General features: G+C 59.4%; 18 protein-coding genes and 6 pseudogenes. 13 read left to right on the forward strand and 11 right to left on the reverse strand.

The features are described from left to right. The first annotated feature begins 241 nt into the window (after positions 1 to 241). From AB4Y32_RS38530 to AB4Y32_RS38550, 5 genes and pseudogenes are all read left to right on the forward strand, one after another. Positions 242 to 538, forward strand: a complete 297-nt coding sequence (locus AB4Y32_RS38530; protein ID WP_368726294.1) for a heavy-metal-associated domain-containing protein — start codon at positions 242 to 244, stop codon at positions 536 to 538. 106 nt (positions 539 to 644) lie between these two features. Next, complete coding sequence (locus AB4Y32_RS38535; RefSeq protein WP_368726295.1) at positions 645 to 1,034, forward strand: BON domain-containing protein; 390 nt, start codon at positions 645 to 647, stop codon at positions 1,032 to 1,034. Between the two features lie 93 nt (positions 1,035 to 1,127). Next, on the forward strand, positions 1,128 to 1,571 hold the full coding sequence (locus AB4Y32_RS38540; protein WP_368726296.1) for a DUF3331 domain-containing protein: 444 nt from the start codon (positions 1,128 to 1,130) through the stop codon (positions 1,569 to 1,571). Positions 1,572 to 1,725: 154 nt separating this feature from the next. Beyond that, entirely contained in the window at positions 1,726 to 2,190 is a 465-nt protein-coding gene (gene cueR, locus AB4Y32_RS38545) for a Cu(I)-responsive transcriptional regulator (RefSeq protein WP_368726297.1), read from the forward strand. 324 nt (positions 2,191 to 2,514) lie between these two features. Continuing rightward, positions 2,515 to 3,649 (forward strand): annotated as a pseudogene (locus AB4Y32_RS38550) (branched-chain amino acid ABC transporter substrate-binding protein). A gap of 219 nt (positions 3,650 to 3,868) precedes the next feature. On the opposite strand, the gene AB4Y32_RS38555 reads toward AB4Y32_RS38550, so the two are convergent. Further along, positions 3,869 to 6,607: a heavy metal translocating P-type ATPase gene (locus AB4Y32_RS38555; protein ID WP_368726298.1), complete on the reverse strand. Its 2,739-nt coding sequence runs from the start codon at positions 6,605 to 6,607 to the stop codon at positions 3,869 to 3,871. A 442-nt stretch (positions 6,608 to 7,049) separates the two neighbouring features. On the opposite strand from AB4Y32_RS38555, the gene AB4Y32_RS38560 reads away from it, so the two are divergent. Next, a complete protein-coding gene (locus AB4Y32_RS38560) occupies positions 7,050 to 7,823 on the forward strand; it encodes an SDR family NAD(P)-dependent oxidoreductase (RefSeq protein ID WP_368726299.1) in 774 nt (257 codons plus the stop codon). 148 nt (positions 7,824 to 7,971) lie between these two features. On the opposite strand, the gene AB4Y32_RS38565 is transcribed toward AB4Y32_RS38560, so the two are convergent. From AB4Y32_RS38565 to AB4Y32_RS38595, 7 genes and pseudogenes are all read right to left on the reverse strand, one after another. Beyond that, positions 7,972 to 8,694 (reverse strand): substrate-binding domain-containing protein, encoded by a 723-nt coding sequence (locus AB4Y32_RS38565; protein ID WP_368726311.1) that lies wholly within the window; start codon positions 8,692 to 8,694, stop codon positions 7,972 to 7,974. Positions 8,695 to 8,989: 295 nt separating this feature from the next. Continuing rightward, positions 8,990 to 10,564 (reverse strand): methyl-accepting chemotaxis protein, encoded by a 1,575-nt coding sequence (locus AB4Y32_RS38570; RefSeq protein ID WP_368726300.1) that lies wholly within the window; start codon positions 10,562 to 10,564, stop codon positions 8,990 to 8,992. A gap of 561 nt (positions 10,565 to 11,125) precedes the next feature. Continuing rightward, positions 11,126 to 11,752: a heme-binding protein gene (locus AB4Y32_RS38575; RefSeq protein WP_368726301.1), complete on the reverse strand. Its 627-nt coding sequence runs from the start codon at positions 11,750 to 11,752 to the stop codon at positions 11,126 to 11,128. Between the two features lie 189 nt (positions 11,753 to 11,941). Then, a complete protein-coding gene (locus AB4Y32_RS38580) occupies positions 11,942 to 12,331 on the reverse strand; it encodes a hypothetical protein (RefSeq protein ID WP_368726302.1) in 390 nt (129 codons plus the stop codon). Positions 12,332 to 12,647: 316 nt separating this feature from the next. After that, on the reverse strand, positions 12,648 to 12,839 hold the full coding sequence (locus AB4Y32_RS38585) for a sigma factor-like helix-turn-helix DNA-binding protein (protein ID WP_368726303.1): 192 nt from the start codon (positions 12,837 to 12,839) through the stop codon (positions 12,648 to 12,650). Between the two features lie 56 nt (positions 12,840 to 12,895). Continuing rightward, positions 12,896 to 13,855, reverse strand: a complete 960-nt coding sequence (locus AB4Y32_RS38590; RefSeq protein WP_368726304.1) for an IS5 family transposase — start codon at positions 13,853 to 13,855, stop codon at positions 12,896 to 12,898. A gap of 275 nt (positions 13,856 to 14,130) precedes the next feature. Continuing rightward, positions 14,131 to 14,408, reverse strand: a pseudogene (locus tag AB4Y32_RS38595) (DUF305 domain-containing protein); the annotation flags it as partial. A 592-nt stretch (positions 14,409 to 15,000) separates the two neighbouring features. On the opposite strand from AB4Y32_RS38595, the gene AB4Y32_RS38600 reads away from it, so the two are divergent. Both AB4Y32_RS38600 and AB4Y32_RS38605 read left to right on the forward strand, forming a co-directional pair. Beyond that, the gene (locus AB4Y32_RS38600) at positions 15,001 to 15,330 is read left to right on the forward strand and encodes a carboxymuconolactone decarboxylase family protein (protein ID WP_368726305.1); all 330 of its coding nucleotides are present in this window, start codon (positions 15,001 to 15,003) and stop codon (positions 15,328 to 15,330) included. Between the two features lie 386 nt (positions 15,331 to 15,716). Continuing rightward, entirely contained in the window at positions 15,717 to 17,162 is a 1,446-nt protein-coding gene (locus tag AB4Y32_RS38605) for a GMC oxidoreductase (protein WP_368726306.1), read from the forward strand. Positions 17,163 to 17,457: 295 nt separating this feature from the next. Here the strand turns inward: AB4Y32_RS38605 and AB4Y32_RS38610 are convergent. Further along, positions 17,458 to 17,936: pseudogene (locus tag AB4Y32_RS38610) on the reverse strand (Lrp/AsnC family transcriptional regulator). A gap of 139 nt (positions 17,937 to 18,075) precedes the next feature. On the opposite strand from AB4Y32_RS38610, the pseudogene AB4Y32_RS38615 reads away from it, so the two are divergent. Together AB4Y32_RS38615 and AB4Y32_RS38620 are read left to right on the forward strand one after the other, a co-directional pair. Beyond that, positions 18,076 to 18,354 (forward strand): annotated as a pseudogene (locus tag AB4Y32_RS38615) (diaminopropionate ammonia-lyase); the annotation flags it as partial. Positions 18,355 to 18,432: 78 nt separating this feature from the next. After that, positions 18,433 to 18,651 (forward strand): HU family DNA-binding protein, encoded by a 219-nt coding sequence (locus AB4Y32_RS38620; protein WP_368726312.1) that lies wholly within the window; start codon positions 18,433 to 18,435, stop codon positions 18,649 to 18,651. Positions 18,652 to 18,766: 115 nt separating this feature from the next. Here the strand turns inward: AB4Y32_RS38620 and AB4Y32_RS38625 are convergent. Both AB4Y32_RS38625 and AB4Y32_RS38630 read right to left on the reverse strand, forming a co-directional pair. Next, positions 18,767 to 19,033, reverse strand: a pseudogene (locus AB4Y32_RS38625) (DUF1488 family protein); the annotation flags it as partial. A 130-nt stretch (positions 19,034 to 19,163) separates the two neighbouring features. Further along, a pseudogene (locus AB4Y32_RS38630) lies at positions 19,164 to 20,429 on the reverse strand (tyrosine-type recombinase/integrase). 175 nt (positions 20,430 to 20,604) lie between these two features. Between AB4Y32_RS38630 and AB4Y32_RS38635 the strand changes: the two are divergent. The 3 genes from AB4Y32_RS38635 to AB4Y32_RS38645 are packed head-to-tail and all read left to right on the forward strand — an operon-like array spanning position 20,605 to position 22,074. After that, positions 20,605 to 21,681 carry a DNA-binding protein gene (locus tag AB4Y32_RS38635; protein ID WP_342937296.1) on the forward strand — a complete coding sequence of 359 codons (1,077 nt, stop codon included), beginning with the start codon at positions 20,605 to 20,607 and terminating at the stop codon, positions 21,679 to 21,681. Between the two features lie 55 nt (positions 21,682 to 21,736). Next, the gene (locus tag AB4Y32_RS38640; RefSeq protein WP_342937297.1) at positions 21,737 to 21,883 is read left to right on the forward strand and encodes a hypothetical protein; all 147 of its coding nucleotides are present in this window, start codon (positions 21,737 to 21,739) and stop codon (positions 21,881 to 21,883) included. Between the two features lie 23 nt (positions 21,884 to 21,906). After that, positions 21,907 to 22,074: a hypothetical protein gene (locus AB4Y32_RS38645; RefSeq protein WP_368726308.1), complete on the forward strand. Its 168-nt coding sequence runs from the start codon at positions 21,907 to 21,909 to the stop codon at positions 22,072 to 22,074. The last annotated feature ends 552 nt before the right edge of the window (positions 22,075 to 22,626 follow it).

Raw genomic sequence — 22,626 nt, forward strand, 5'->3', positions numbered from 1 at the left:
GGTTGCAGCATTCTGCCGCAACCAGCCCTCTGCCAGCTTGCTTGCGCCACGCGCGTCAAGCGTTCGCTTCGCCGGGCTGACGCCCGCACTTGACCCGGCAACCACCCACTCGAGATTCGAAAGAAGCTTCAAATTCAATCCACGGGTCCTCTGAGCCTCGTTGCTGGCCTCTTGACATTACAACGATGGGAAGCTGGATAGTTCCAACATCTCATCAACAAGACCCATCAGGAGAAAGCTCATGATTGTCTTTGAAGTAGATGATATGACGTGTGGACACTGCGCCGGTGCGATTACCGAAGCACTGAAAGCTGTGGACGGTGGTGCTCAGATTACCGTCGATCCGGGCAAGCATCGGGTGACGATCGAGTCGACCGATGTCGATCCGAACAGGTTGCGCGATGCCATTGCGGATGCCGGCTACACGCCCGTGCAAATCGTTGGCGACAGTGCCAACACATGTACTACTCAAACGAAGAGCTGCTGTGGACCGCAGCACTATGGGTTGCTCGCTCACGGCGTCGGCCGCTCGCGGTGAGCACCAGGATTGCGATACGGCGTCTAGCGGCGCCTACTGCACCCGTTGGTTCACCCATTTTTAAATCTGAAACGTTCATTCTCGAACATCAAACAAAAGGATCAACATGAAACTTCGACAACTTGTTCTGAACAGCGGCCTTGCATTTGCTGTTGCGGCTATGACTTATACGACGGCGTTCGCTGCAGACGCGGCGGTGTCGGCGTCGGACGCCACCGGCGTCACGACGAGCAAGCAGTCAGCTACGACGAAGAAGGCGGTTCGCGCAGCCAACCGCTCATTCTCCAAGACCGTTCATAAGGCTCTCTCCGAAACCAAGGGCCTCGATGCAACGTCGATCACCGTGTTCGGTGATGCGAAGACGGGGCACGTGACGCTGGCTGGCCATACTGAGGAAGAGCAGCAGAACGATCTGGCAGTCCATGCGGCGCAGAAAGTGCAAGGCGTCACCTCAGTTAGCAGCAAGCTGGCGGTGCGTCAGGAAGGCGGACATTAAAGCCGTCGGCGCGGCAGTCGAATTGGACCGCCGCGCACATGAACGTGCTTGTGCTTTCGCACCATGTCCGCGGAAGCTACTGGAGATGGATCGATGGCCGAACTATCCGAAGACAATCGCGTACTCCGCACGTTGTTGAATGTTCTTAGTCCGTCTGCCGAGCAGCTCAATGCGTCTGCGAAAGATCAATCGGTGATGCTCGAGAAACGTCGCAACAGGGTATGTCGACCTCTCGCTGAAGATCATCGGCATCCAGCCAAGCGGCCTTCCAACATTATGGTCGTGGACCGGTTGTCGCCATTCACGATTAGCGTGTCGTGGAGCGATCCGTGTGTCGGTCGATACACAGAGCAGATTTGGTGCAGCGGCCGCGCGCCCGTCGCCGCGATCTGCGCACTGACGGGGCGCACCATCAATCGCGGCGACCGGGTGTTTCGCCCCCGAACACGCGATATGCGCGTGCCGGCCGATTGTTACCAGATGATTCTGGCGGAAACGATCGGAGATTGCTCCGACTTGACGATCACTGACGCATGATATTCCGCTTCGTACTTAGTCGGTGACCGTTGTGGCGTTCGACAAGACGGGCACGCTGACCGAGGGTAAGCTCGTCGGCAATGAACTGATGCTGCCTCGTTGGCGGCGGCGGTGACACCGCTGGCACGTTCGGCCAGATGAAAGGAGGTTGTCTATGAACATCGGCGAAGTGGCGTCCGCATCTGGCGTCTCGACCAAGATGATTCGTCACTATGAAGGTCTGGGGCTATTGCCTCAAGCGAGCCGCTCAATGAGCGGTTACCGCCAATACAGCGACAAGGATGTGAGCAGGCTGCGGTTCATCCGCAACGGCCGGGGCCTCGGTTTTTCGCTGGGTCGGATCGCAGAACTCCTCGACCTATGGCAGAACCGCAAGCGCTCCAGTCGGCAGGTGAAGACACTGGCGCAGGCGCACCTCGCGGAACTCGACGAAAAACTGAGAGAGCTTGACGAGATGAAGGCGGCGCTTGAACAGTTGCTGCACAGCTGTAACGGAGACGACAGGCCCGACTGTCCGATCATCGAGTCGCTCGCATCCGAAGCGGTGGTGGGTGACAGGGCTGCCAGCGCTCCCCGCCAAAAAGCGTTGCCTGACAAACGGCGACAGTCAGGTCATTGATCACGAACCGTGAAAAGAAAAACGCGATCGGCGCGTCTGGGAATGAACGTCTCCGTCGCGGGTAAACGATACGTCCTTAACGCGTCATCACTTTACGTCGACCAGACTCCCGTCTGGCGCGCCATTTGCGATGGGGCCCTTTAAAAAAATCAATGGGAAGGGCGCGGCATGAAAAAAAGTTCATTTCGCAGCGCAATTCAGATTCCTTTCTTCAAATCGCAATGCATACCATGAGCGTCATACCCCTAAGGTCCACCTTGATGTGCATGAGAGCGTCGGTGATCGAGGGCCACGTTCAACGAGGAGACTGGAGACCGACCGACCATGAAGATCAACCGATTTACTTCTGCTTTGATTGCAACGCTGGCCGCAGTGCCATCATTTGCAGCGTTCGCGGGTACAACTGTCAAGAGTGGACAGGTTTCGCCACTCACGGGTGAACTGGCGCATATCGGCAAGGATGACGAAAACGGCGTGCGGCTCGCGATCGAGGATCTGAACAGCAGAAAGTTGAAAATCGGCGGACAGCCCATCACGTTTGTTCTGGATTCGCAGGACGACGCGGCGGACCCGAAGACTGCTGTGACGGTTGCCCAGAAGCTGATCGACGATCGTGTGGCGGGTGGTAGGGCACGCCAATTCCGGTACGTCGATTCCGGCGTCGCGAATCTACGCGGCCGCTGGGATTCCCATGATCACGGAGTCGGCGACCAATCCTCTCTTGACCGAGCAGGGATTCAAGAGTCTGTTTCGCATGGTTGCCAACGATGTGCGACAGGGCTCGGTGATCGGCACGTATCTCGTTCGTGATTTAAAAGCGGGCAAGGTCGCCATTGTTGATGATCGTACGGCATACGGGCAAGGTCTTGCGGACCAGATCGAGAAGGCCGTCAAGGCGGCAGGCGGAACAGTCGTGGATCGGGAGTTCGGCACGGATAAGACGACCGACTGGAAGGCGGTCTTGACGACAATCAAGAGCCATCAACCGGACGCGATCGCGTTTACAGGGGGAGACACGCAGGCCGCGGCCTTCGTCCAGCAAATGCAGAAGCTCGCGTTGAAGGCGACGTTCATTGCAGGCGATGAGTCCTGCACGCCGCAGTTCATCACACTCGCAGGGTCGTCGATGAGCGCCAATACATTCTGCACGCTGGCGGGTGTACCGCCATCGCGCATGCCACAGGGGCCTGCGTTCTTCAAGCGGTTCCAGCAGCGCTTCGGCGTGCCGGTGCAACTCTACGCTCCGTATGCGTACGACGCGGTGATGGCGATGGCGACTGCTATGCAGACAGCAGACTCGACGGATCCGAAGATATACATGCAGAAGCTTCAGGCGGTGAAGTTCGACGGCGTAACCGGGCCTATCCAGTTTGACGAGAACGGAGATATCCGCAATGGGGCGATCACCGTGCGTCAGTTCGGCCAGGGAGTATGGAAGGACAGCTCGGTGGTTCGCTAGTGGGCCCGCGATGGGTGGGGGCTTCGAATGATGCGCCGCGTCTCCGTTACACCACTTAATTTATAAATCGATGAGATTGTCCTGATGAGTTTGTCTTGGGCGCAGTAAGGGTAGGCCCGAGAGCCATTGAAAGATTTTTCAAGTTGAGAAAGCAGCTACGCCGCAACTGAACCTGTCGCGGCGTAGCTGCCTCTTCTTGCGATTTCGCACTCGGCTGGTTTAGTCTATGGCTGCGGATGGGTGTGGCTTCATGCCGTTATCGCGCCCGCCACTCGCGTTTCGTGTCTTGCCGAATCGCAGCAGACGCAAGGCGTTGAGCGTGACTAGCGCCGTTGCACCGGTGTCGGCCAGGACCGCAACCCAAAGGCCCGTCATACCCAGCACGGTGGTGACGAGAAACAGTGCTTTAAGGCCGAGCGCGAACGTAACGTTCTGCCGAATATTCGTCATGGTCGCGCGCGAGATTGCGACAAGGTGAGCGACATCGATGACTCGGCTCTTAAGCAACGCAGCGTCAGCCGTCTCGATCGCGACGTCAGTGCCGCCCCCCATGGCGATGCCGACGTCTGCAGTTGCCAGTGCCGGCGCATCGTTGATGCCGTCGCCGACCATGGCCACCTTGGCGTCGTGCTTCATCTGGGTAATGTGGCGCAACTTGTCCTCAGGCAGCAATTCGGCTTGCCATTCGATACGGAGCTGAGAAGCGATGGCACGCGCAGTCCTGCCGTTGTCGCCCGTCAGCATGACTGACCTTATTCCCATTTGCTTCAGGCGTGCCACGCCTTCGAGTGCATCGGGTCGAGGTTCGTCGCGCAGAGAAAGCAGGCCGATGATTTCGCTGTTCTGTTCGTCGAGCAATACGGCCACCGTATTTCCGCCATCTTCCAATGCTTCGATGCGCTGGCGCGTTTCGGCTGAAAGATTTCCTGCCTGGGCAGCGTACGAAGGCGACCCTACCGTCAACTTCCGGCCATTCACGGTTGCATGAACGGCCTTGCCCGGCGTCGCCGAGGCGTTCGAAGCCGTGGGGATGGCAATGTCAGTCTCTTCGGCGTGCGCGACGATCGCTTTGGCGAGCGGATGGCTGGAGCCCGATTCGACCGCTGCCGCGAGAGCACGAACTTCACGGTCGCTGCTTCTGCAGAGGGACACAACATTTGTCACACGTGGCTTGCCCTCGGTTAGCGTACCGGTTTTGTCGAATGCAACGGCGCGTACGCGTCCAATCGTTTCCAGCGCGTTGCCGCCCTTGATCAACAGCCCCCGGCGCGTTGCAACGGCGAGCCCTGAGGCGATAGCGGCGGGCGTCGACAGGACGAGCGCGCACGGGCAGGCGATGAGCAGCAGCGACAAGCCGCGATAGAGCCACGTTTCCCAGTTGCCGCCGATCACGAGCGGGGGGAGGACGACAACGGCGGCCGCAATCGCCATCACTGCCGGCGTGTAATACCGGCTGAACTTCTCGATGAATCGGGCGGTGGGGGCCTTGGAGGTTTGCGCCCGTTCCACGAGTTGAATGATTCTCGAGATGGTATTGTCGGCAGTCGTTTTTTCGACTCGCACCTGGAGCACGCCTTCAACGTTGATTGATCCGGCGAAGACGCTTTCACCGGACGTTTTGGGGCGCGGGACCGATTCTCCCGTCACAGGAGACTCGTCGATGCTCGACGCTCCGTGGAGAACGACACCGTCCGCGGGAACGCGATCGCCCGGGCGAACCAGGACAACGTCGCCCATCTGCAAATCCGCTGCCGCCACGGTGCGCTGCTTTCCCTGCGGATCAAGCAGGATGGCGGTCTTCGGCACCAGCGTTGCGAGTGCCTTGATCCCTGCTCGTGCACGGCCGGCCGCTACGCTTTCGAACAACTCGCCGATTGCGAACAGCAACACGACGGCAGCGGCTTCCTCCGATTGCCCAATCGCGAGTGCGCCCAGCGAAGCCACGGTCATCAACATTTCGATTGAGAAAGGCGAGCCGGAGCTTGCCAGCGCCCAAGCCTTGCGCGCGAAAGGGAAAACGCCGACGACTACCGCGGCTGTGAAGATCCAGCCTGCATATTCCGGGATCAAGTGGGCTACGGCGTAGGCCGCTCCCATCAACACGCCGAGGCCGACAACCTGTTTCCCTTTCTTTGTTTGCCACCAGCGCCGAGTGCGGGAGCGGGCCTCTTCTTCACGCGGTGTATCGGCTGGCGTGCTGTCGTGCCGGGCGTCAGATACGCCAAAGCCCATGCTCTTGATCGTCTTTTCGATGTCTGCGACCTGCGTGAAAGCGCCTGAGACGAGGGAAAGCCCCAACGTTTCCGCACTGAAATTGATCTTGACATCAGAGACGCCAGGCATGCGCGAAAGGGCCGTCTCGATCTTGCCTATGCAACTTGCGCAGTCCATGCCCTCGACGCGCATCGTGACACTCGGCGTGGCCGATGAGCGTTCCGATGGATTTTGGCTGGACGCTGGATGGATGTCGCACGCCTTGTGCTCGTGCTCGTGCTCATGGTCATGCGCTTCGCCTTGACCGGGATGACCGTCGCAAGTTTGTCCGTGGTCATGTTTGTTGTCGTGTCTCTCTTTATGATCATGTGCGCCGTGATCGTGTGCATCGCTGCACGACCCGCTCTGGTGTGTGCCGGCATCGTGACTGTGTACTCGAGCGTCATTCGATTGCGCAGCATTGACGGCAGCCGAACTCGAAACCGCATTCGCCGGTAGCGGCGTCGCATCGAAACCAAGCGCTCGGATCTTTTGTACGATGTCCGGAGTCGTCGTTTTATCCGACCGGCTTCGATTAACTGACAAGGTCTCGCTGGTGAATTGGACACTGATGTCGGATACCCCGTCCATACGACCTAGCGCTGTCTCGATCTTGCCCACGCAACTTGCGCAGTCCATTCCTTCGACGCGAAGGACGCACTGTTCGTCATCCGAAGAGGTGTTGCAAACTGCTTTTAAAGACATGTAGACCTCCTGAATTGATGTTACAGCCAACGCGGGCAAGTACGTTCGAATTGGAGCGCTCGTTCTCAGCCAACTGATGGCAGTTCGTTCACCGTGTTGGGTAGGCTAGACATTGCTACCGTGGCAAAGTCAAGCGCAGATCATTAAAGGCATAAGATAAAGATTTTCTTTTTATTGAGGACACTTTTGCTCATTTGCACATAGAACGGAATCAGAGAAGAATGTCAAAAAGCAGGTGGAATAGCGTGTCAAAACATGAATGGAAAGCGCGACGCGGGATCGTCTTCGTGATCACGATAATCAATAGTTTTCCTTTCTGTGTTTGCTGATTTGCTGGGTGATCCTTTCACCGTAACGAGATGCGGCCGTCCGCCGAGCGGCGGTAACGTCAACCTGCTTTCCTTCAACCGGATCCTGCCAGTTAGCAGGTGGAGAGACTAAGATGAGCAATCAATTCAAAGGCAGGAAGCTGCTAGTCGTCGGCGGTACCAGCGGAATTGGCCTGCAAACGGCCAGAATGGTTCTTGCCGAAGGCGGCAGTGCGGTCATCGTCGGACATCGTGCGGATAAGGCCGAGGAGGCGCGCAAGGAACTGACCGCAGTGGGCGCGGTTGCGGCGCTGGCCGCGGATCTGTCCAACGATGAAGGACTGGCGGCGCTGCTCAAGACCATCGATGAGCAGCATCCGGATATCGACCTGCTGGTCAACGCGGCTGGCGTGTTCTTCCCGAAGCCGTTCCTTGAGCATCAGGCTGCGGATTACGACCAGTATCTGACGCTGAACAAATCATTCTTCTTTATCACGCAGAAGGTAGCCGCGAATCTCGTCGCGATAGGTCTTCCTGGCGCGATCGTCAACATCGGTTCGGTCGGCGCCCAGCAGGCCATCGCCGCGATGCCGGCGTCGGCATACGCCATGGCGAAGGCCGGCCTGCATTCGCTCACTCAGCACTTAGCCATGGAGTTGGCGCCAAAACGCATTCGAGTCAACACGGTGTCGCCAGCGGTAGTGCAAACGCCGATCTACGAGAAGTTCATGCCGAAAGACGAGGTGAATAGCGCCCTGCAGGGCTTCGACAGCTTCCACCCGATCGGCCGTATCGGTACCCCGCAGGACGTCGCCGAAGTCGTCGCCTTCTTGCTCTCGGATAAAGCGAGCTGGGTCACCGGGGCGACTTGGGACGTGGACGGTGGCGTGATGGCCGGCCGCAACTGATCCTGGCGGGCAAGCGTCACGCGCGTGCCTTTATCCGGCGCTCGTTTCGTCATCGCATACCGCTTTGGAACCCGCGGATGCTTTGAGACGCGACAATGTCGGACTCGACAATGCCGCGTCGATACCCTCGAGTCTCCGGGGTGCCGACCTACTCTCCGGTGATCCAGCCCCAGCGGGCGAAAATTGCCGCACCCGCTTTGGAACGAAGGAAATCAACGAACTGCTGGGCAGCCGGATTCGCTGTTCCGCGTTTGGTCACCGCCACGCCCGTATCGCGATAGATCGCGTAGCGCGGCTCGATCGGCACTGTCTCGGCAAGCGAGGGGTTCGATACCTGCCAGATGTTCCAGATAAGCCACGCGTCGATGTCGGGCTGTGCGATCCAAGTCTGTCGCGCAGCCGCACTATTACTCGCATAGCTCACGATATTGCTGCGCATCGCCGCGACGGTGCGAATATCTCCAAGTCGACCTGCAACGTCTTCCCATACGCCATTCTGCCCCGCGCCGTTGACCACCAGGATCTTCACGCCTAGCTTGAGCAAGTCCGCCAGGCCATGGATATGGCGAGGATTGCCGGGGCGAACGAGGATCGACATTGGACGAAGATACAGCGGCACCGGTGCTTGAGGCGTGAGTTGGTCGCCCATTGCAACGACGAAGTCCGACATCATCGTTTCCGAGCCGCTGTAGATCAGGTCGGCGTCGGTGCGTGCGTGATCGATCCACGATGGCGTTGGGCCGGCCGTGACGTCGACGTGCGTACCCGTCTGCTTCTCGAACGCCGTGGCTGCTTCCTTCATTGAAGGAGCCGGACCTCCAGGTCCATAGACATGCAGCGTGGATTGAGCCAATGCGTGGACTGACGACATGGACAATGCCAGCACGGCGGCAAGGCGCGCGCAAGCGCGCAGGGCGAACTTCGGATAGAAACTATTCACAGATACTCCTTAAATACCGCGTCGTGGGTGTAGCTCGCTGGTCGACTTGCTCTTTCCTTCTGCGCCGACATTGTTCGATGACTTCGCAGGCTGTCACAAATGAGATGTTCTGCTGATGATCGAAAGAAAATCTTGACCGCGTGTTCGTGCCACCTCGGAGCCGCGCATTACCGGTGCGGGAGTTTGCAGGTCACAGCCCCCACAAGGCGCCATGCTTATGTGAAGCTCACGCAGCACGGAGTGCAGGCAGGCTTGAATCCACCTTAAAGATGGAGATGGCGGTGCGCAGTTCGATCGCCTGCTCCTCCAGCGATCGCGCGGCTGCAGCCGACTCCTCCACGAGGGTGGCGTTCTGTTGGGTCACACGATCAAGCTGATTGACAGCGGTATGGACCTGTTCGATACCATCCGTCTGCTGGTCGGATGCAGTCGAAATTTCGTCGACGATCTCCAGCACCTTGCGCACCGCCTGTTTGATCTGCTCAACACTGGCGCTGGCTTCGCCGGCCTGGCGGGCGCTATCTTGGATCATGCCGACCGATGTCTCGATGATTTCCTTGATTTCCTTGGCCGCCGCCGATGAACGCTGTGCCAACGAGCGCACCTCGCTCGCCACCACGGCGAAGCCGCGCCCCTGCTCGCCGGCGCGCGCAGCCTCAACCGCGGCGTTGAGCGCCAAGATGTTGGTCTGGAACGCGATGCCTTCGATGAGGCTGGTAATCTCCGAGATCTCGGCCGCGCTTTTGTTGACCCGCCCGATCGTTCCGAGCATCTCCTGCACCGCCGAGTGGCCCGTATCCGCAATGTCGCTCGCATTCACTGCGAGTGCCTTCGCCTCGTGTGCATTGTCCGCGTTCTGTTTCACTGTTTCGGTCAATTGCGTCATGCTCGCTGCGGTTTGCTCTAATGAGGCGGCTTGCTGTTCAGTGCGGTTAGCCAGCGAAGCGTTCTCCGAGGCAATTTGACTCGCTGCCGAATTGATAGTCTCAACGCTCGTCCGCACGCCACCGATAATCTGCGCCAGGCTTCCGTTCATTTTCTGCAAGGCTTGCATTAGCTGTCCCATCTCATCGTCTGTCCTCGCTTCGATGCGCGCCGTCAAATCGCCGTCTGCGACGCGATTGGCTGATTCGACGGCCTCGCGCGCCGGACCAACCACCGAGCGGGTGATCGCCCAACTGCACATAATGCCAAGCACAATTGCGACGAGGGCGGTCGCTACAATTATCAGTGTGGCGCCACGGGCGGCCGCCGCGGCGTCGTTGCCGCTTTCCGCCATCAGATCGGTCTGAAATGTCACGAGATTGTCGACCGCGCCGAAGTATGTTTGCTGCTCCTTGCGTAGATCGCCAAACATGAGATCGATGGCCTGGTCTTTTTGTCCCTGCCTGATGAGATCAACGACCTTGTCGCGCGTGTGCCGGTAACGCAACTGTACTGCCCTCATCTCCTCGAAGAGCTTGCGTCCTTCCGTAAAGCGAATGAGCGCATCTAGCCGTTTGACCACTGGGTCGTACTTGCTGCGCGTTTGCTCGACTTGCTCCAGGTCCTTCGTGACCTCGTCCGCGTCGCGGGCAAGTATCGCACTACGTATCTGGCGCGCCGTGAAGTTCGCATAATCTTTGAGTTGATGGGCAAGCTCAACCTTGAGATAGGTTTCGTTGACCAGCTCTTGGGTGCGTTGGCTTGCCGCACGGAGTTGAACTGCCGCGAGGACCGAGATCCCGATCAGGAGCACGATCAAAAGAGCAAAGGCTACGGAAAGACGAACGCCGATTTTGAGGTTATTCAATTTTTTCATGAGAAATCGAACGCAAAAAATTCCCGCTCCTGAAATCGTGCTGACGGATGCTTTGCGGTGCGATGGTGTGGAAACGGATTAGGGCTATATCCGTTCACCTAGCAGTCGCTACCAACAAAAAAAGGTGCCGTGCTGGCACGGCACCCAAACGATCCCGGAGACAGGGGAAGGAGGTCCGGGATCCCAACGAGGTGGCGCGACCTACCGGAAGAACCTAGCTACCTCGGCATAACGCGTTTTGTCTCCAGGGCGATCAAGAGGACGTTGGTCTGACTCAGAGTGCTTCATGGTACGCGGCAGGAAACGCTAAGTCATCCCCGAATGACCCACGTTATCAATGCCGTGGCGGAAGCGGTAAAGCAATGCTGACCACAAAGCCTGCACCCAGAATGACGAAAGCGCCGCCCAGCCGCTGGGCGATCGTCAGTTTCTCTAACATGTGCTCGCTAAAGAATGGAACGAGAGGGACGGTATGGGCGTTCGTCAACCCGGGCGCGTCCCCCGGACGATGATCGGTGCATGCGATCGATTTAGGCCGGGGGCAGGGCGCTTCGTATCGATCTAGTGCGATAGCTTGCCTTTAATCTTTGCTACCGCCGCCAGCGCGCAGGCTTCATCTTTGTCCCCGCCCGGCGAACCGCCCACGCCAATGCCGGCGACGATTTCATCCCCAACTTTGATGGCGACGCCACCCGGCAACGTCGTCACATTCGGCGTGGATGCTAGGGACTGAGCAGCAAGTGGTGGGAACTTCGAGATAAGTAAATCTAGGAACTGGCTGGTGCGCTCAAAATGGAAAACTGGCCCCATCGAAGCTGCGGTGTATGCCTTCCGATAAGAGGAGTCCTTGGTATGGATCGCCGCGTGATCGCCCCGTAAGACAGCTTGAGGCGTTCCGGCTACGTCGACCACGGTTGCTGTCACGGCGTAGCCCTTCGCGCTGCACGTTTGCACAGCTTCGAGCGCTGCTTCGAACGCGAGATTCATCGGCAGGACGTAGCCGCTAGTCGAAACTTGGGCGTGCGCCGTCGATAGCGAAGTGAGGCTTGCGACCGCGAACGCGCCGAGCGTGATCGCATTTTTTGCTTTTGGCATCTGATTTCTCAAGAGGAGTGTTGGCCGGTCGAGCGCTCTCGCGGCGTCGGCCGGGCAAAACATAATTTCTTTGCGGCGCGAACCCGCTTCCATAAAATTAAGCTATTGTTCAACTTACAACGGCTGCCCGCAAACGAGATATTCTGTTCTTAGTATAAAGAAAAAGTTTAGATTGGGTCACGTGAGATGCGGCACATTGCGCCAGATGCATCCTCGCTTGTACGCGCCCGCTTTGGCCAAGACGACTCGATAAGAGGCAACAGTCCTAAGCGCCAGCTCTTTCTAGGTTGACGGCTTGGAGCGGACCTGCCTGCACACCTCGCCAGCGATGGGATGCAGCACATGAAGCGCTTCGGCGCCAACCACGCTGTAGCCGAGTCCACGAGCGGCCCAAGTGACCCCTCCGACGTCGCCCGCAGTCTGTTCCATCGTGGGCGCCTGCTTCTTATGGATCATCGGCCTGATCATGACGGCCATGCGTGTCCCATCGGCGCTGTCGTAGAAGAACGGACCGGCGGAACCGTGAACCGTTGCAACCAAATCTACCGCCCACATACCCGTAGCCGCTCGACTGAGGACCGGAATCTCGACCGGCCGCCGCAGTTTGTCCGACGCCAACTTGAGCAATTCCGCCTTATCGGTTTCCTCGGCGGGATCGGTTGCGTACGCCATGTAGCTGTCGAAGGGCGTGAACTGCGCCGATACTCGAGTAGTGAGTGCACTCGCAACCGTTCCGGAATAGGTTCGTCCGCAATAGGCGCAAGCGCGGACCTCAAGAGTTGCCGCTGAGCACCGAACATTGCGACGGTGGCCGCGGCCTCCGAATCGCGATCCAGATGATGCTGAACTTCCTTGCAACGACCGGCATCGAGCGCAGCTCAACGAAAGACTGGAGACCTTCCTCCACGATAGGAGCCGGGGTCCGAGGCTTGTCCACTTACTTCATCTTCCTGAAGAACGGTTCGTCTCGGGGGCGTGCCGCCAGCTTCTAGTCGCCGTCGAGTGCGTGTTGAAGGCGCTCCCGTCTTCGGGCCAGACGGGACATCACGGTTCCAATCAGAATGTTGAGCGTCTTGGCGGCTTCCGCATAGGTGAGGTCCTCCACCGACACCAGCGATAGCAGGTTGCGCTGATCCTCGGGGAGGGCGGCCAGTGCTGCCATGGCGGATTCGGTGCTCATGAGGCGTTGTTGCATAAATCGGGTTTGAAGACAAAGGTGCTTCTGTGGTCGTGAATTCAGGAAATGCGAACGGATTGCGGGCGTGCGAGTGCCGTCATTCGGTTAAGTACGCCCACACGAATTGCGACCTCGGTCGCTTGCGAGCCGATCGCGCGCGCCCACAGACGATTGCCGGTGAGCGTCTTGAATCGATACATGAGGTTCTCGACCAGCGAGCGCCGGTGATAGCCGCTACGCTTCTTCCATTCTCGTCGGCCGTCTCGCGCTATTGCACCGATGGCCTCGTTGCGCCAAGCCGAGCCGGGCGTGTTCCCCGACCAGGGCCTTGCCCCTTCGCGCGGCGGAATCGCCGGTTGTGCATCGCGCGCGGCAATCGCCCCGTGGCATTGCTTTGTGTCGTATGCACCGTCTCCACCGACGGTATCGATCGCGTCGTCCAGGGGGATCTGGTCGAGCAGCCCGGGCAGGATGTCGGCATCGGCGACGTCCTGATGCGTCATCAGCGCAGCGCAGACTTGGCCGGTCTTCGCATCCAGCGCCAGATGCACCTTGCGCCACGTGCGACGCTTCGCGTAACCGTGCTTGCGCACCTTCCATTCGCCTTCACCGTAAAGCTTCACCTCTGTGCTATCGACAAGCAGATGCAGCGACTCGCCGTTGCGCATCGCAGGCAACGCGACTTTCAGCTCCTGCGAGCGACGGCTCAGTGTCGTGTAGTTGGGTACCGGCAGCCCGGCGAAGGCGAGTGCGCGCAGACTTTGAGCAAAGCCCTGAAGTGCCCGCAGCGGCAAGCGAAACACCTGTTTCAATCCGAGCAACATCTGAATCACTGCGTCGGCGTAGATGCATGGCCGCCCGCGTCTGGATGAACCCGTCGCGGGCGCGTGCGTCAGGACGCTCTCGTCGATCCACATCGTCACGTCACCTCTCGCGATCAAGCCCGCGTTGTACTCAGCCCAGTTACTGACTCGATAAACCCCTTTGGACTCCTGCCTCTTGCGATCGTCTTTGCGCATCTTCCCGGGCAAAAATCGAGAATGTACGCAGTTCAACCAGAAGTTAACAGGGGTGCCGTCACTACCGTTGCGCGTAAACGTCAGAGCGGTGTGCGGCAGACCGATTTATGCAACAACGCCTGCTCATGAGGCGCAGGGATGGCGAAGGCACCCTCATGACATCCGCGATGTCGAGATGCAACCCGCGCCGCTTACGCTGCCGCAACTTGTTGACGATGAGATTGTGAGCGATAGCGAAAACTCACTGCCGCGTGTTCTCCGCTCGCCGCCGCGTAAGGTTCGCCCAAAGCGAATTGCATCGCGGCGATCTCTTGCTGCTGTTCAACAATGATTTCTCGGGCGATGCGCCGCAACTGCTCGTTGCTTCCGTAGCGCAGCTACGCCAGAGCGATATCGATAGCGCCTTGGTGATGAGGAATCGTCATGGCCGCAAAATCTCGATCGATGTCGCAAGAGGGCTTGATCACCACGAGGTCATCATTTTGTTCATCGCCACGTCGCTTTCTGCGCGGAACCTCTCTTGAGGCGTCACAGCACCCGCTGCGGTTGCCATTGCAGTGGCGGCCAGCAGCACCGGCCAACGAAAACCGCGCCATCGATTTGCCGCCATAGTTTTGTTTGTGATCCAGTTCATACGTGGTCCCTGTAGCGGGGGTATATCCCCATCTTCCAGTGGACACCGCAAGATCTGGTTTATTCCCTTCCTTCGGCGCGACCCAATGCCCGAGGGTGGGGCAAGTCTTGGTCAGAAAAATCCTCAGGGCAAGCGAGATAAAGTTCCCTAGATCGAAAGGAAAACTCTGTGGGAATGCGCGTGCCAACCCGCGCAGTTACCAGCGCGCTAGCGGACGGGCTCCGCTCGTCGCGCCCGATCGAGCATTTCATGCTGGTGGTCAGGTTGGCGGAACTTCTGGGCTCTTTCGCTCAGTTTGAACATCTGGCGCGCTCGCTTCGGCTCGACAAATTTCCATGCGATCTCTCGTAAGTCTCGATAGCGGGACTCACGAGGCAAGGACGGTAAAGATTTTCTATTTGTTCGACAAAGTAGGTCTGCCTTGTCGGTCCGTCCTTGTCGCTTTACTTTTGTTAACGAGCTCTCGTATGCGCTCACTTAACGCTGATATCCAACATAGGGATTATTAAAAATGAGCTATCAAGAAAGATCCGACCTCAACTTGTCAGAAGAACTATTTCGACTCGCGGGTCCCGATGGAGAGACGTTCAAAGCTTTTCATCATGACGCCATCGCGCGCACGGATGGTCAAATTCCCAATAAGTATCGGGAGCTTGTCGCACTCGGCGTCGCCTTTACAACCCAATGCCCGCTCTGCGTTGATTTGCATACAGCGGGTGCCAAACGGCACGGTGCCAGTCGTGAGGAAATTGCAGAGGTGTGCATGATTGCAGCTGCCATGCGTGCCGGCGCTGCATATGGGCAAGGATTGCTTGCGTTGAAGCTGTATGACGCGCGATAGGATCCACTGAGGCTGCAAATTTGCGAAGCGAGGCGTCCGCGGAGCCCCAGGATTGCTCCGGGACCATCTGGCACCGGTTGGTTCGGTCACCAGGGACTGGATCATAGCCGTCCTGTGCGCGCTGGCTTCGATGAGAGGTGTCGACGGAAACTGGCGCGGCCATACAAGCAGCGGGTAGCACGCTGATGCTTTGCGGCGCACGTCAAAAGGCAGACGTCTTTCGACGTCTTGCGTCGTACGATGGCAGGCTGGGTCGAGCGAGCTTTGGAACTCCTCGGAAATGGGTATAGCCATGGACAATCAGGTTGAAGTATTGGTCATAGGGAGTGGGTTTGGCGAGGGCCATTGCCGCGAAAAGACTCGCAGAAGCGGCGAGAAATGTATCGATGCTTGAGCGCGGTCCGTGGCGAGATACGGTTCCGATGCAGTCGACTGACATCGTAGATTTGGCTCCTCTCCCACAAGGCCGGCATGCATTTACCTATGGTTTGAGATCTATCAGGGCCAGCCCTTTTAAAGGCGAGATGGTTCTTAAGAAAAGAGGGTTTGTCGAGGTATACCTCGGTGACGGCATCAATGTGATTAGCTCTTCGAATGTCGGAGGGGGTAGTCATATCTATGCGGCAGTGCTGGGTAGACCTTTCGATCCTGAGTACTGGGATAATCGGCATCCGCAGATTTCTCAAGAGAACATGGAAAGCTACTATGACGAGATTCTCGTGCTGCTCAATGCAAGGCCCATATTTCCCGACGATATGGTCCCAAACAGCATCGATCAAACCAATTACAACGGCGAGCTGTCGAATGCAGGGCTGAGAAACGCTCCCATTGGCATCCTGTTGCCAAAGAAACATGGACAGGCGACCAAGGTCGAGGCGGGGTACGGGGTCGAGCGGTGGGAGTGCGACATGCGGAATAATAGCTTTCTCGGATCTCCTTCCGGGGCCAAGACAACTCTGGATTTCTCGGTCATTTGGCCGGCAATGCAGCATGGCTTAGTTGTGCGCGATCTGTGTGAGGTCAAGTCGATTCACAAACTAAGAAGGGAAGACGAACGCAAGATGCGATATGAAGTCCGTTATCGAAACCATCGAAGCGGGCTGGACGAACGAATTTTTGCGGAAAACGTCATCTTGGCCGCTGGCGGGGTGAATACTGTACGCTTGCTAATGAAGAGCCGCGATGTTGAGCATGGCTTGGATGGCATGCCACGGTTGGGCTATCGATTTGGTACGAATGGCGGGTTTTTTGGGTTTTGGAAGGAGAATAGCGAGAAAGATCTTACTGTGGGTACGCCGCTCTGCGGACCTTTTCGGACAAAAAGCTCACCAAGCAAGTCTGCGCAAATGCTTCGCGCGAGCATTCAGGGTATGGATGATATTCCACTTCCATCGTTTATAAAAAAATGGTTGCGTAAAAATTCCTTTATCGTTGCCATTGGGGGCGATGAAGGCAACGGCTCGATGATGATGCGGCGTGGCAGATTTAAGATTCGATATAGTAAAGATGACAATGGTGTTTATCGGGAAATTTACGATGAAATTAGGGCTATAGAAGCCTCAACTAAAACAAAAGTCTACGCTACTGGTGCTCCCGTAACTGTTCAGCCCATTGGGGGCGCTTGTTTGGGTACGTCGAATTTGGATGGTGTTGTCGATGCAAATGGAGAGGTTTTTGACAATCCGGGCCTATATATTACAGATGCTGCAGCCCTTCCAGAACCTCCTGGAGCCCCACCGAGTCTTTCGATTGCAGCATGGTCCGCCCACGTCGCTGATAAGTTGTTGGAATCACTGCAAAGTCACGCTAGTGAGCCGCGACGGGGTATTTGAAAGTGCAGGTGTCTATAGCGCTCGCCTGTGGATGCGCCCGCACGGTTGATTTGATTAGAGGCGGTGTCGTGGCGATTCTCCCGAATCGGACGACGCTCGCCATGCCGTTCGAGATTGCACAAAGGGATTGTTTGTTCGATGTGCCAGATCGGAGCGAGCGGGACTTTCTCGCGAAGGTCTTGCGATGGGCGTCTCGGCAGTTCAGTCCTGCCTGTAGCATGCCCAGGAGGAAAGGCGGCCTGGGCGTGCTACACGACGTGTGACTGCGTGCTTCTTAACCGTCCGTGCAGCGCCGCTATTCTTGAGTGTCGACGGGCAGATCCAGCCCGGTCTTGACTCGGCTCATGCTGACCAGCGTCTTGAAGCGCTTCACATTGTTGTTCGAGAAGAACAGTTGGCGCGTAAGGTCGTTGTATTGCTCCATGTTCTTCACCGTCAACACCAACGCAAAGTCCCATTCGCCCGCGAGGTAATAGCTCTGCTGCACCTGCGGGCATTGCGCGAACGAAGCGCTTCATCGCGTCGAGCTGATCGATCTGCTCGCTCTCGACCTCGACCATCGCGATCATCGTCAGGCCGTAGCCGACATTTTCCTGTGCAATCACCGCGACGTAGCGGTCGATGACGCCGAGTTCCGCCAGGCGACGCAGCCTGCGATTCACTGCGGCCATAGACAGACTGACGCGCGAGCCCAAACTCGTTCTGAGGGGTGTTGGCGTTGCGCTGCACTTCCGCGAGCAGCTTCCGGTCGAAGCTATCAAGTTCGACGTGCATGGTTTTTCGAAATCCGCGGGAGAAAGTGAAAGATTTTTGCGGACGGACGAACCAAAGCCCAGGATCGCATTGCGGTGCGAACGCAATATCATTTTTCTGAACATGTCTCACGGAGACAAGTGATCCATCTGATCCGATCGACGAGGATGCGATCGCGGCGATCCGCTCGCTTGCGCGCGGCTCCGAGCGGGATGCACTGCTTGTGGTGGGGGAGTCGGGCGCCGCGGGATATGCTGGATTGGCCGCGTTGATGAAAAGCCGCGACCTTGCGCATTCGGCGGGGCTCGGCCCGACATCGCGCGTGCTGGTCATCAACACCGAGGGGGCGACGGCACCCTCCGTCTACCGGCAACTGGTTGGCGAATCCGCCGAGGCGATTACCGAACGCCAAACTGCTTGGAAACTGCGAGTGGATTAGTAGGCGACGCACGGCAAACAGAGAGGAGTGCATCATGGAACGCTCGCTGCAAGAACAATTGAAGAACTGGCGTCACCAATTTCATCAGCATCCGGAAACGGGACTCGAGGAGGTGAAGACGTCGGACTACGTCGCGAGACGGTGCAACTCGTTGGCTTCGGCTCGTTTTCCACGGGAGCGCGTGCCGAGCGTGCAGGCCGCAATCCGTCGACGGGCGAAACGATCACGATCCCCGCCGCCAAAACCGTCAGGTTCACGGCGGGCAAAGCGATCAAGGACGCGGTCAATGCCGCGTAAGAGGTCGGTCAACCAGCAATAGTTGGGCGGTCGCTTGCACACGCGCCGTCAGGGCGACGGGAGCCGGGAACGGCGAAAGGCGGGGACGTATTTCGTTCGCGCAAACGCTTTCTTTCGGAAGGGCGAAGTCATCCGGGGTAAGTTCAAGCGTCGTCGCTGGATGTGCCAGCAACCTTCGTTCGGCGATTGCGCGGATGCGGCGATAGCCGTCATTGAACCGTTTCAGGATCCGCGCATCGTCCGCGCGTGACTCTAGCCAGAAGCAGGCTTCGAGCGCGGCGAGTGTAATCACGCACTCGACGGTGGTGCCCCGGTGCACAACAGAAAAGGCCACGCCGCGACGGTTCGCGAGGACCTGCGGTTCGAGTTCGACGGTTTCCATGGTCTGACGTTGCGCGTTCTGACAGGTCTTCGGGGAGGTGCCGGGACTGACTGCCGCATGATTGATACCGGGCTGCCATGCTGCAGCGGTGGCCTCACTCCGGCCGGGCGACGACGCACCAGCCTTCACTTTACCAGTCGATGCGATGCTTTTCGTCGGTGTCGCGATGACGGCGATCATCGTCGACGTGCAGGTAAATATTGGTCGTCGTCAGTGAGGCATGGCCGAAATTATCGCGTACATGTCGCAGATCGACCTGCCGGTCGGCCATGTGCGAGCCCGCGCTGTGCCGCAGCCAGTGGGCTGAGGCCTGCTCAAGCAGCGCTGCACGGGCGGCGTCCTCTCCACCGCGTTCGCGCAGCCGTTGCGCGGCCTGCGCGAACACCGACTTGACGATCGTGTGCAGGGCGGCCCGGGTTAGCGGGCGGGACGTGTCACCTGCCTTCGCGCCTGTGGGAGTGCTTGCCGTGCTGCCTGCTGTTTTTCCGATCGGCAGCACGAGCGGCGTGGCCTCATGCGGTGAGGGCAGGGCGGTCATCCCCAGCGACTGCCGGTAGCGGGACAGTTCCGTCATCAGTTCGCGCGTCGCTGGAACCAGTCGTTCCTTATCCCCCTTGCCGAGCACCGCCAGCCACCAGCGCATCGTGCCGCCGACGTCACGCCGCACGAAGAACTGGCCCATCGTGTTGCCGCCGGCCTCGGCGATGCGCAGACCGCCCAGATACAGCAGCGTAAACAGCCATCGCGCGCGGTGGTAGTGCGCGCGAGCGCGCGGGCTGTCCTGCGGCATGGCCGCGATGCTGTCCTTCACTTCCTGCCAGAGCCCTGGCTCCAGATATCGCGTAATGCGGGGCGCAACCTTGCGGGTGTGCTGGCTAGAGAGCGCAAGCGGTTGCCCGCCAGATACCCGGCCTGCACCAGCCCAGAACAACACGTTGAGGATCACGGTTGCCTGGCGAATGCTGGCAGGCGAAAGGGGGCCGTAGAACGGGCGCCAGCGTGCATCGCCGCGCGGATGCTTGCGGCCACGGCCTGAGCCGGCGTGGGCGACCCCGCCGGTGACCCAGACCGCCGCCGGCTGCGGATCGCCAAGAAAGTGCTGGTAACGCAGACAGTCCTCGTGCGTGAGCGACGAGAGCGGCTTCCCCAGTTGCACGAGCGACCAGAGCAGCAGCCGTTCCGCCTCCTTGCGGTAGCTGTCGAAGGTGGCCGGTCTGTCGGCAAAGCGCGCGAGCCACGCGCGGATCGCATCGAGATCATTGGCGGCGGCGATCTGTGCGACACCGCCCGGGGCGCGGTTCGAGCCCGCGCGGCCGTCGAGCGCGGCCGGAATGACGAGGGTTTCGAGCGGGGCGGGGTGCAGCGCGACAACGCTGTTTGACGGCGGCTTCGACATGAAGGTGAGCTTTTTCGGGATGGGGCGGGGGATGACCTGTGTCGCGCGGCCAGAACCGACGATTCACTTCATTATTTCGACATTATGGGCGTAATGTCATATAGCAGGAAAATAGCGTCAATTATTAATCGTTTTACGTTGTATTATTAGCCACCAATTCCCAGTTTCCCGTCCGATGACCGACGTTCTTTCCGACGAAGTCCGCCTCGCGGCCGAGATCGACCGCCTGAAGGCCGCTTTCCCGAAAACCCGCGAGCTGTACCGCGAGGTGTGCGCGCTGCTGTTCTTCCGCTTCGGGCAGACGCCCACCGCCAACCGCCTGTACCAGCTCGTCAGGCGCGGCAGCATGGGCACGCCCGCGGCGGTGCTCGGCGAGTTCTGGGCGGAGCTGCGCGAGAAGAGCCGCGTGCGCATCGAGCACCCGGACCTGCCGGCCGATCTCGGTGCCGCGGCGGGGGAACTGGTCGCGACGCTGTGGACGCGGGCGACGGCCTCGGCGCAGGCGGAACTCGACGCGCTGCGCGCGGACGTGGAGGGCGAGCGCACGGCGGCGGAGCAGCGCGTCGCCGCGGCGCGCGACGAACTGGGCCGCACCGAAACGGCGCTCGAGCAGCGCACCGCGGCGCTGCTGGCCGCGCAGGTCGAGGTCCGCGAACTCGAAAAGGCGCAGGCCGAAGGGCACGCGGCGCGGCAGGCGCTGGAGGCGGAGATCACGCGCCTGAAAAGCGAGGCGCTCGCGCGCGACCGCGAACTGGAGAAGGTGCGCGACGGCTTCTCGCGCGATCTGGAGAAGCTGCGCGAGACGGCGGCGCAGTCCGGTGAGCGCCTGCGCGCCACGGAAAAGCGCGCGCTGCTCGAGATCGACCGCGAGCGCGGCGCGGCCGCAAAGCTGCAGAAGGAAGTCGACGAGACGACGAAGCGCGCGGAAAAACGGGACGCGGACCATCGCCGCGCCATCGAGGCGCTGCAGGCACAGCTCGGTGACGCCCGTCATCAGGCGGGCGTGCTGCAGGGGCGCCTGGAGGCCGTGCAGGCGACGAACGCAACGCTGCAGCAACAGCTGGCCGCCCTGCGCGAGCCGGACGTCCGCGAGACCCGCCCGGCCCGGCCGGCCCGTGCCAGGGGCGCCCCTGCCGGGACTACCGCGGTGCGTCCGGCGGCGACCCGGCCCGCGCGTGCAGCGCGCGCCGCGTCCGCGCCCGCCAGCAAGACGGCGGTGCGCCGCAAGCGGGGCAAGAGCGATGACAGGTAGCCCCCGCCCGCGCAGGCGACCCAAGGCTCCGGCCTGTCCGCCGATCGGCGCGCTGATGCGCTATGGCGAGCGGACCGTGCGCGTGATCGCCGAAGCGAGCGGCCAGCGCGTGATCATCGAGTCGGTCGACGAGGACGGCCGCACCTTCCGCAGCGTCGTGAAGTGGGCTAATCTGGCCGCTCTTGAAGGGCAGCTTTTCTGAGGGCGATGACGATGCAGCCGACCATGCAGCAGCTCGATATCTTTGCCGACAGCCGTGATGTGATGAATGTTGCGGCAGTCGCTGAAGTTCCGCCCGTCCTCGCCGGCGCTACCAGCGCGACGTTCAATGCATCATTCAATGGGTTTTTAAGGCAGGACAGTCCGAATCAAACGAGGGGTTTCACGCGGTAGCACTGCAGGTCGCTCGAGATCACCCACCCCTTTTGACGTCGCCACAGTGGGCTGATCTGGCGCAGTATGTCGCCACCTATGGGAAGCATTGAACGGGTCGGAAGTCAATCTATAGTAGTGCAAACCGTTGACGGGCCATCGTCGGCCTTTGCTGACGTTCGGGTATTGGCTTTGGTCAGTCGGCTCCGCAAAGCTCTCCGGCTGTTCGAACCTCGGCGGTCGTGAGTGACGCGTCTTACCACCGTCAACACGTGTACTCACGGCCCTGAATCCGTCACTCGACCCAGCAGCGCGTCGATGGCAGCCACGTGGGCTACCATGGGCTGTTCGCGCGGCTACGTCGGCAGACTGCGACAGGCGCTCGACAAAACGAGCCGATCGAACTCGCGTTGAGCGATGCTCCTGCGCACGACTGCTTCCGCGAGAATTGAATGCCCGGACCCGACAAATCCGTTCCTTAGGCGCCGCCTTGAGTATGCGCCTTCGAAGCCCGGGCGGTCCTGCCGATGGTGTAGTGGCTAACCGTACCTCGGCCGACACCACTGGCGCAAG

Source organism: Paraburkholderia phymatum (assembly GCF_040965635.1).
GTDB classification, from domain to species: Bacteria; Pseudomonadota; Gammaproteobacteria; order Burkholderiales; family Burkholderiaceae; genus Paraburkholderia; species Paraburkholderia phymatum_B.

Excerpts from the sequence above, each read along its gene's own strand:
- AB4Y32_RS38530 (WP_368726294.1), top strand. The coding sequence starts at position 242 with ATGATTGTCTTTGAAGTAGATGATATGACGTGTGGACACTGCGCCGGT.
- AB4Y32_RS38535 (WP_368726295.1), top strand. The coding sequence starts at position 645 with ATGAAACTTCGACAACTTGTTCTGAACAGCGGCCTTGCATTTGCTGTT.
- AB4Y32_RS38540 (WP_368726296.1), top strand. The coding sequence starts at position 1,128 with ATGGCCGAACTATCCGAAGACAATCGCGTACTCCGCACGTTGTTGAAT.
- cueR (WP_368726297.1), top strand. The coding sequence starts at position 1,726 with ATGAACATCGGCGAAGTGGCGTCCGCATCTGGCGTCTCGACCAAGATG.
- AB4Y32_RS38555 (WP_368726298.1), bottom strand. The coding sequence starts at position 6,607 with ATGTCTTTAAAAGCAGTTTGCAACACCTCTTCGGATGACGAACAGTGC.
- AB4Y32_RS38560 (WP_368726299.1), top strand. The coding sequence starts at position 7,050 with ATGAGCAATCAATTCAAAGGCAGGAAGCTGCTAGTCGTCGGCGGTACC.
- AB4Y32_RS38565 (WP_368726311.1), bottom strand. The coding sequence starts at position 8,694 with ATGTCGTCAGTCCACGCATTGGCTCAATCCACGCTGCATGTCTATGGA.
- AB4Y32_RS38570 (WP_368726300.1), bottom strand. The coding sequence starts at position 10,564 with ATGAAAAAATTGAATAACCTCAAAATCGGCGTTCGTCTTTCCGTAGCC.
- AB4Y32_RS38575 (WP_368726301.1), bottom strand. The coding sequence starts at position 11,752 with ATGGAAGCGGGTTCGCGCCGCAAAGAAATTATGTTTTGCCCGGCCGAC.
- AB4Y32_RS38580 (WP_368726302.1), bottom strand. The coding sequence starts at position 12,331 with ATGGCGTACGCAACCGATCCCGCCGAGGAAACCGATAAGGCGGAATTG.
- AB4Y32_RS38585 (WP_368726303.1), bottom strand. The coding sequence starts at position 12,839 with ATGAGCACCGAATCCGCCATGGCAGCACTGGCCGCCCTCCCCGAGGAT.
- AB4Y32_RS38590 (WP_368726304.1), bottom strand. The coding sequence starts at position 13,855 with ATGCGCAAAGACGATCGCAAGAGGCAGGAGTCCAAAGGGGTTTATCGA.
- AB4Y32_RS38600 (WP_368726305.1), top strand. The coding sequence starts at position 15,001 with ATGAGCTATCAAGAAAGATCCGACCTCAACTTGTCAGAAGAACTATTT.
- AB4Y32_RS38605 (WP_368726306.1), top strand. The coding sequence starts at position 15,717 with ATGCTTGAGCGCGGTCCGTGGCGAGATACGGTTCCGATGCAGTCGACT.
- AB4Y32_RS38635 (WP_342937296.1), top strand. The coding sequence starts at position 20,605 with ATGACCGACGTTCTTTCCGACGAAGTCCGCCTCGCGGCCGAGATCGAC.
- AB4Y32_RS38640 (WP_342937297.1), top strand. The coding sequence starts at position 21,737 with ATGCGCTATGGCGAGCGGACCGTGCGCGTGATCGCCGAAGCGAGCGGC.
- AB4Y32_RS38645 (WP_368726308.1), top strand. The coding sequence starts at position 21,907 with ATGCAGCAGCTCGATATCTTTGCCGACAGCCGTGATGTGATGAATGTT.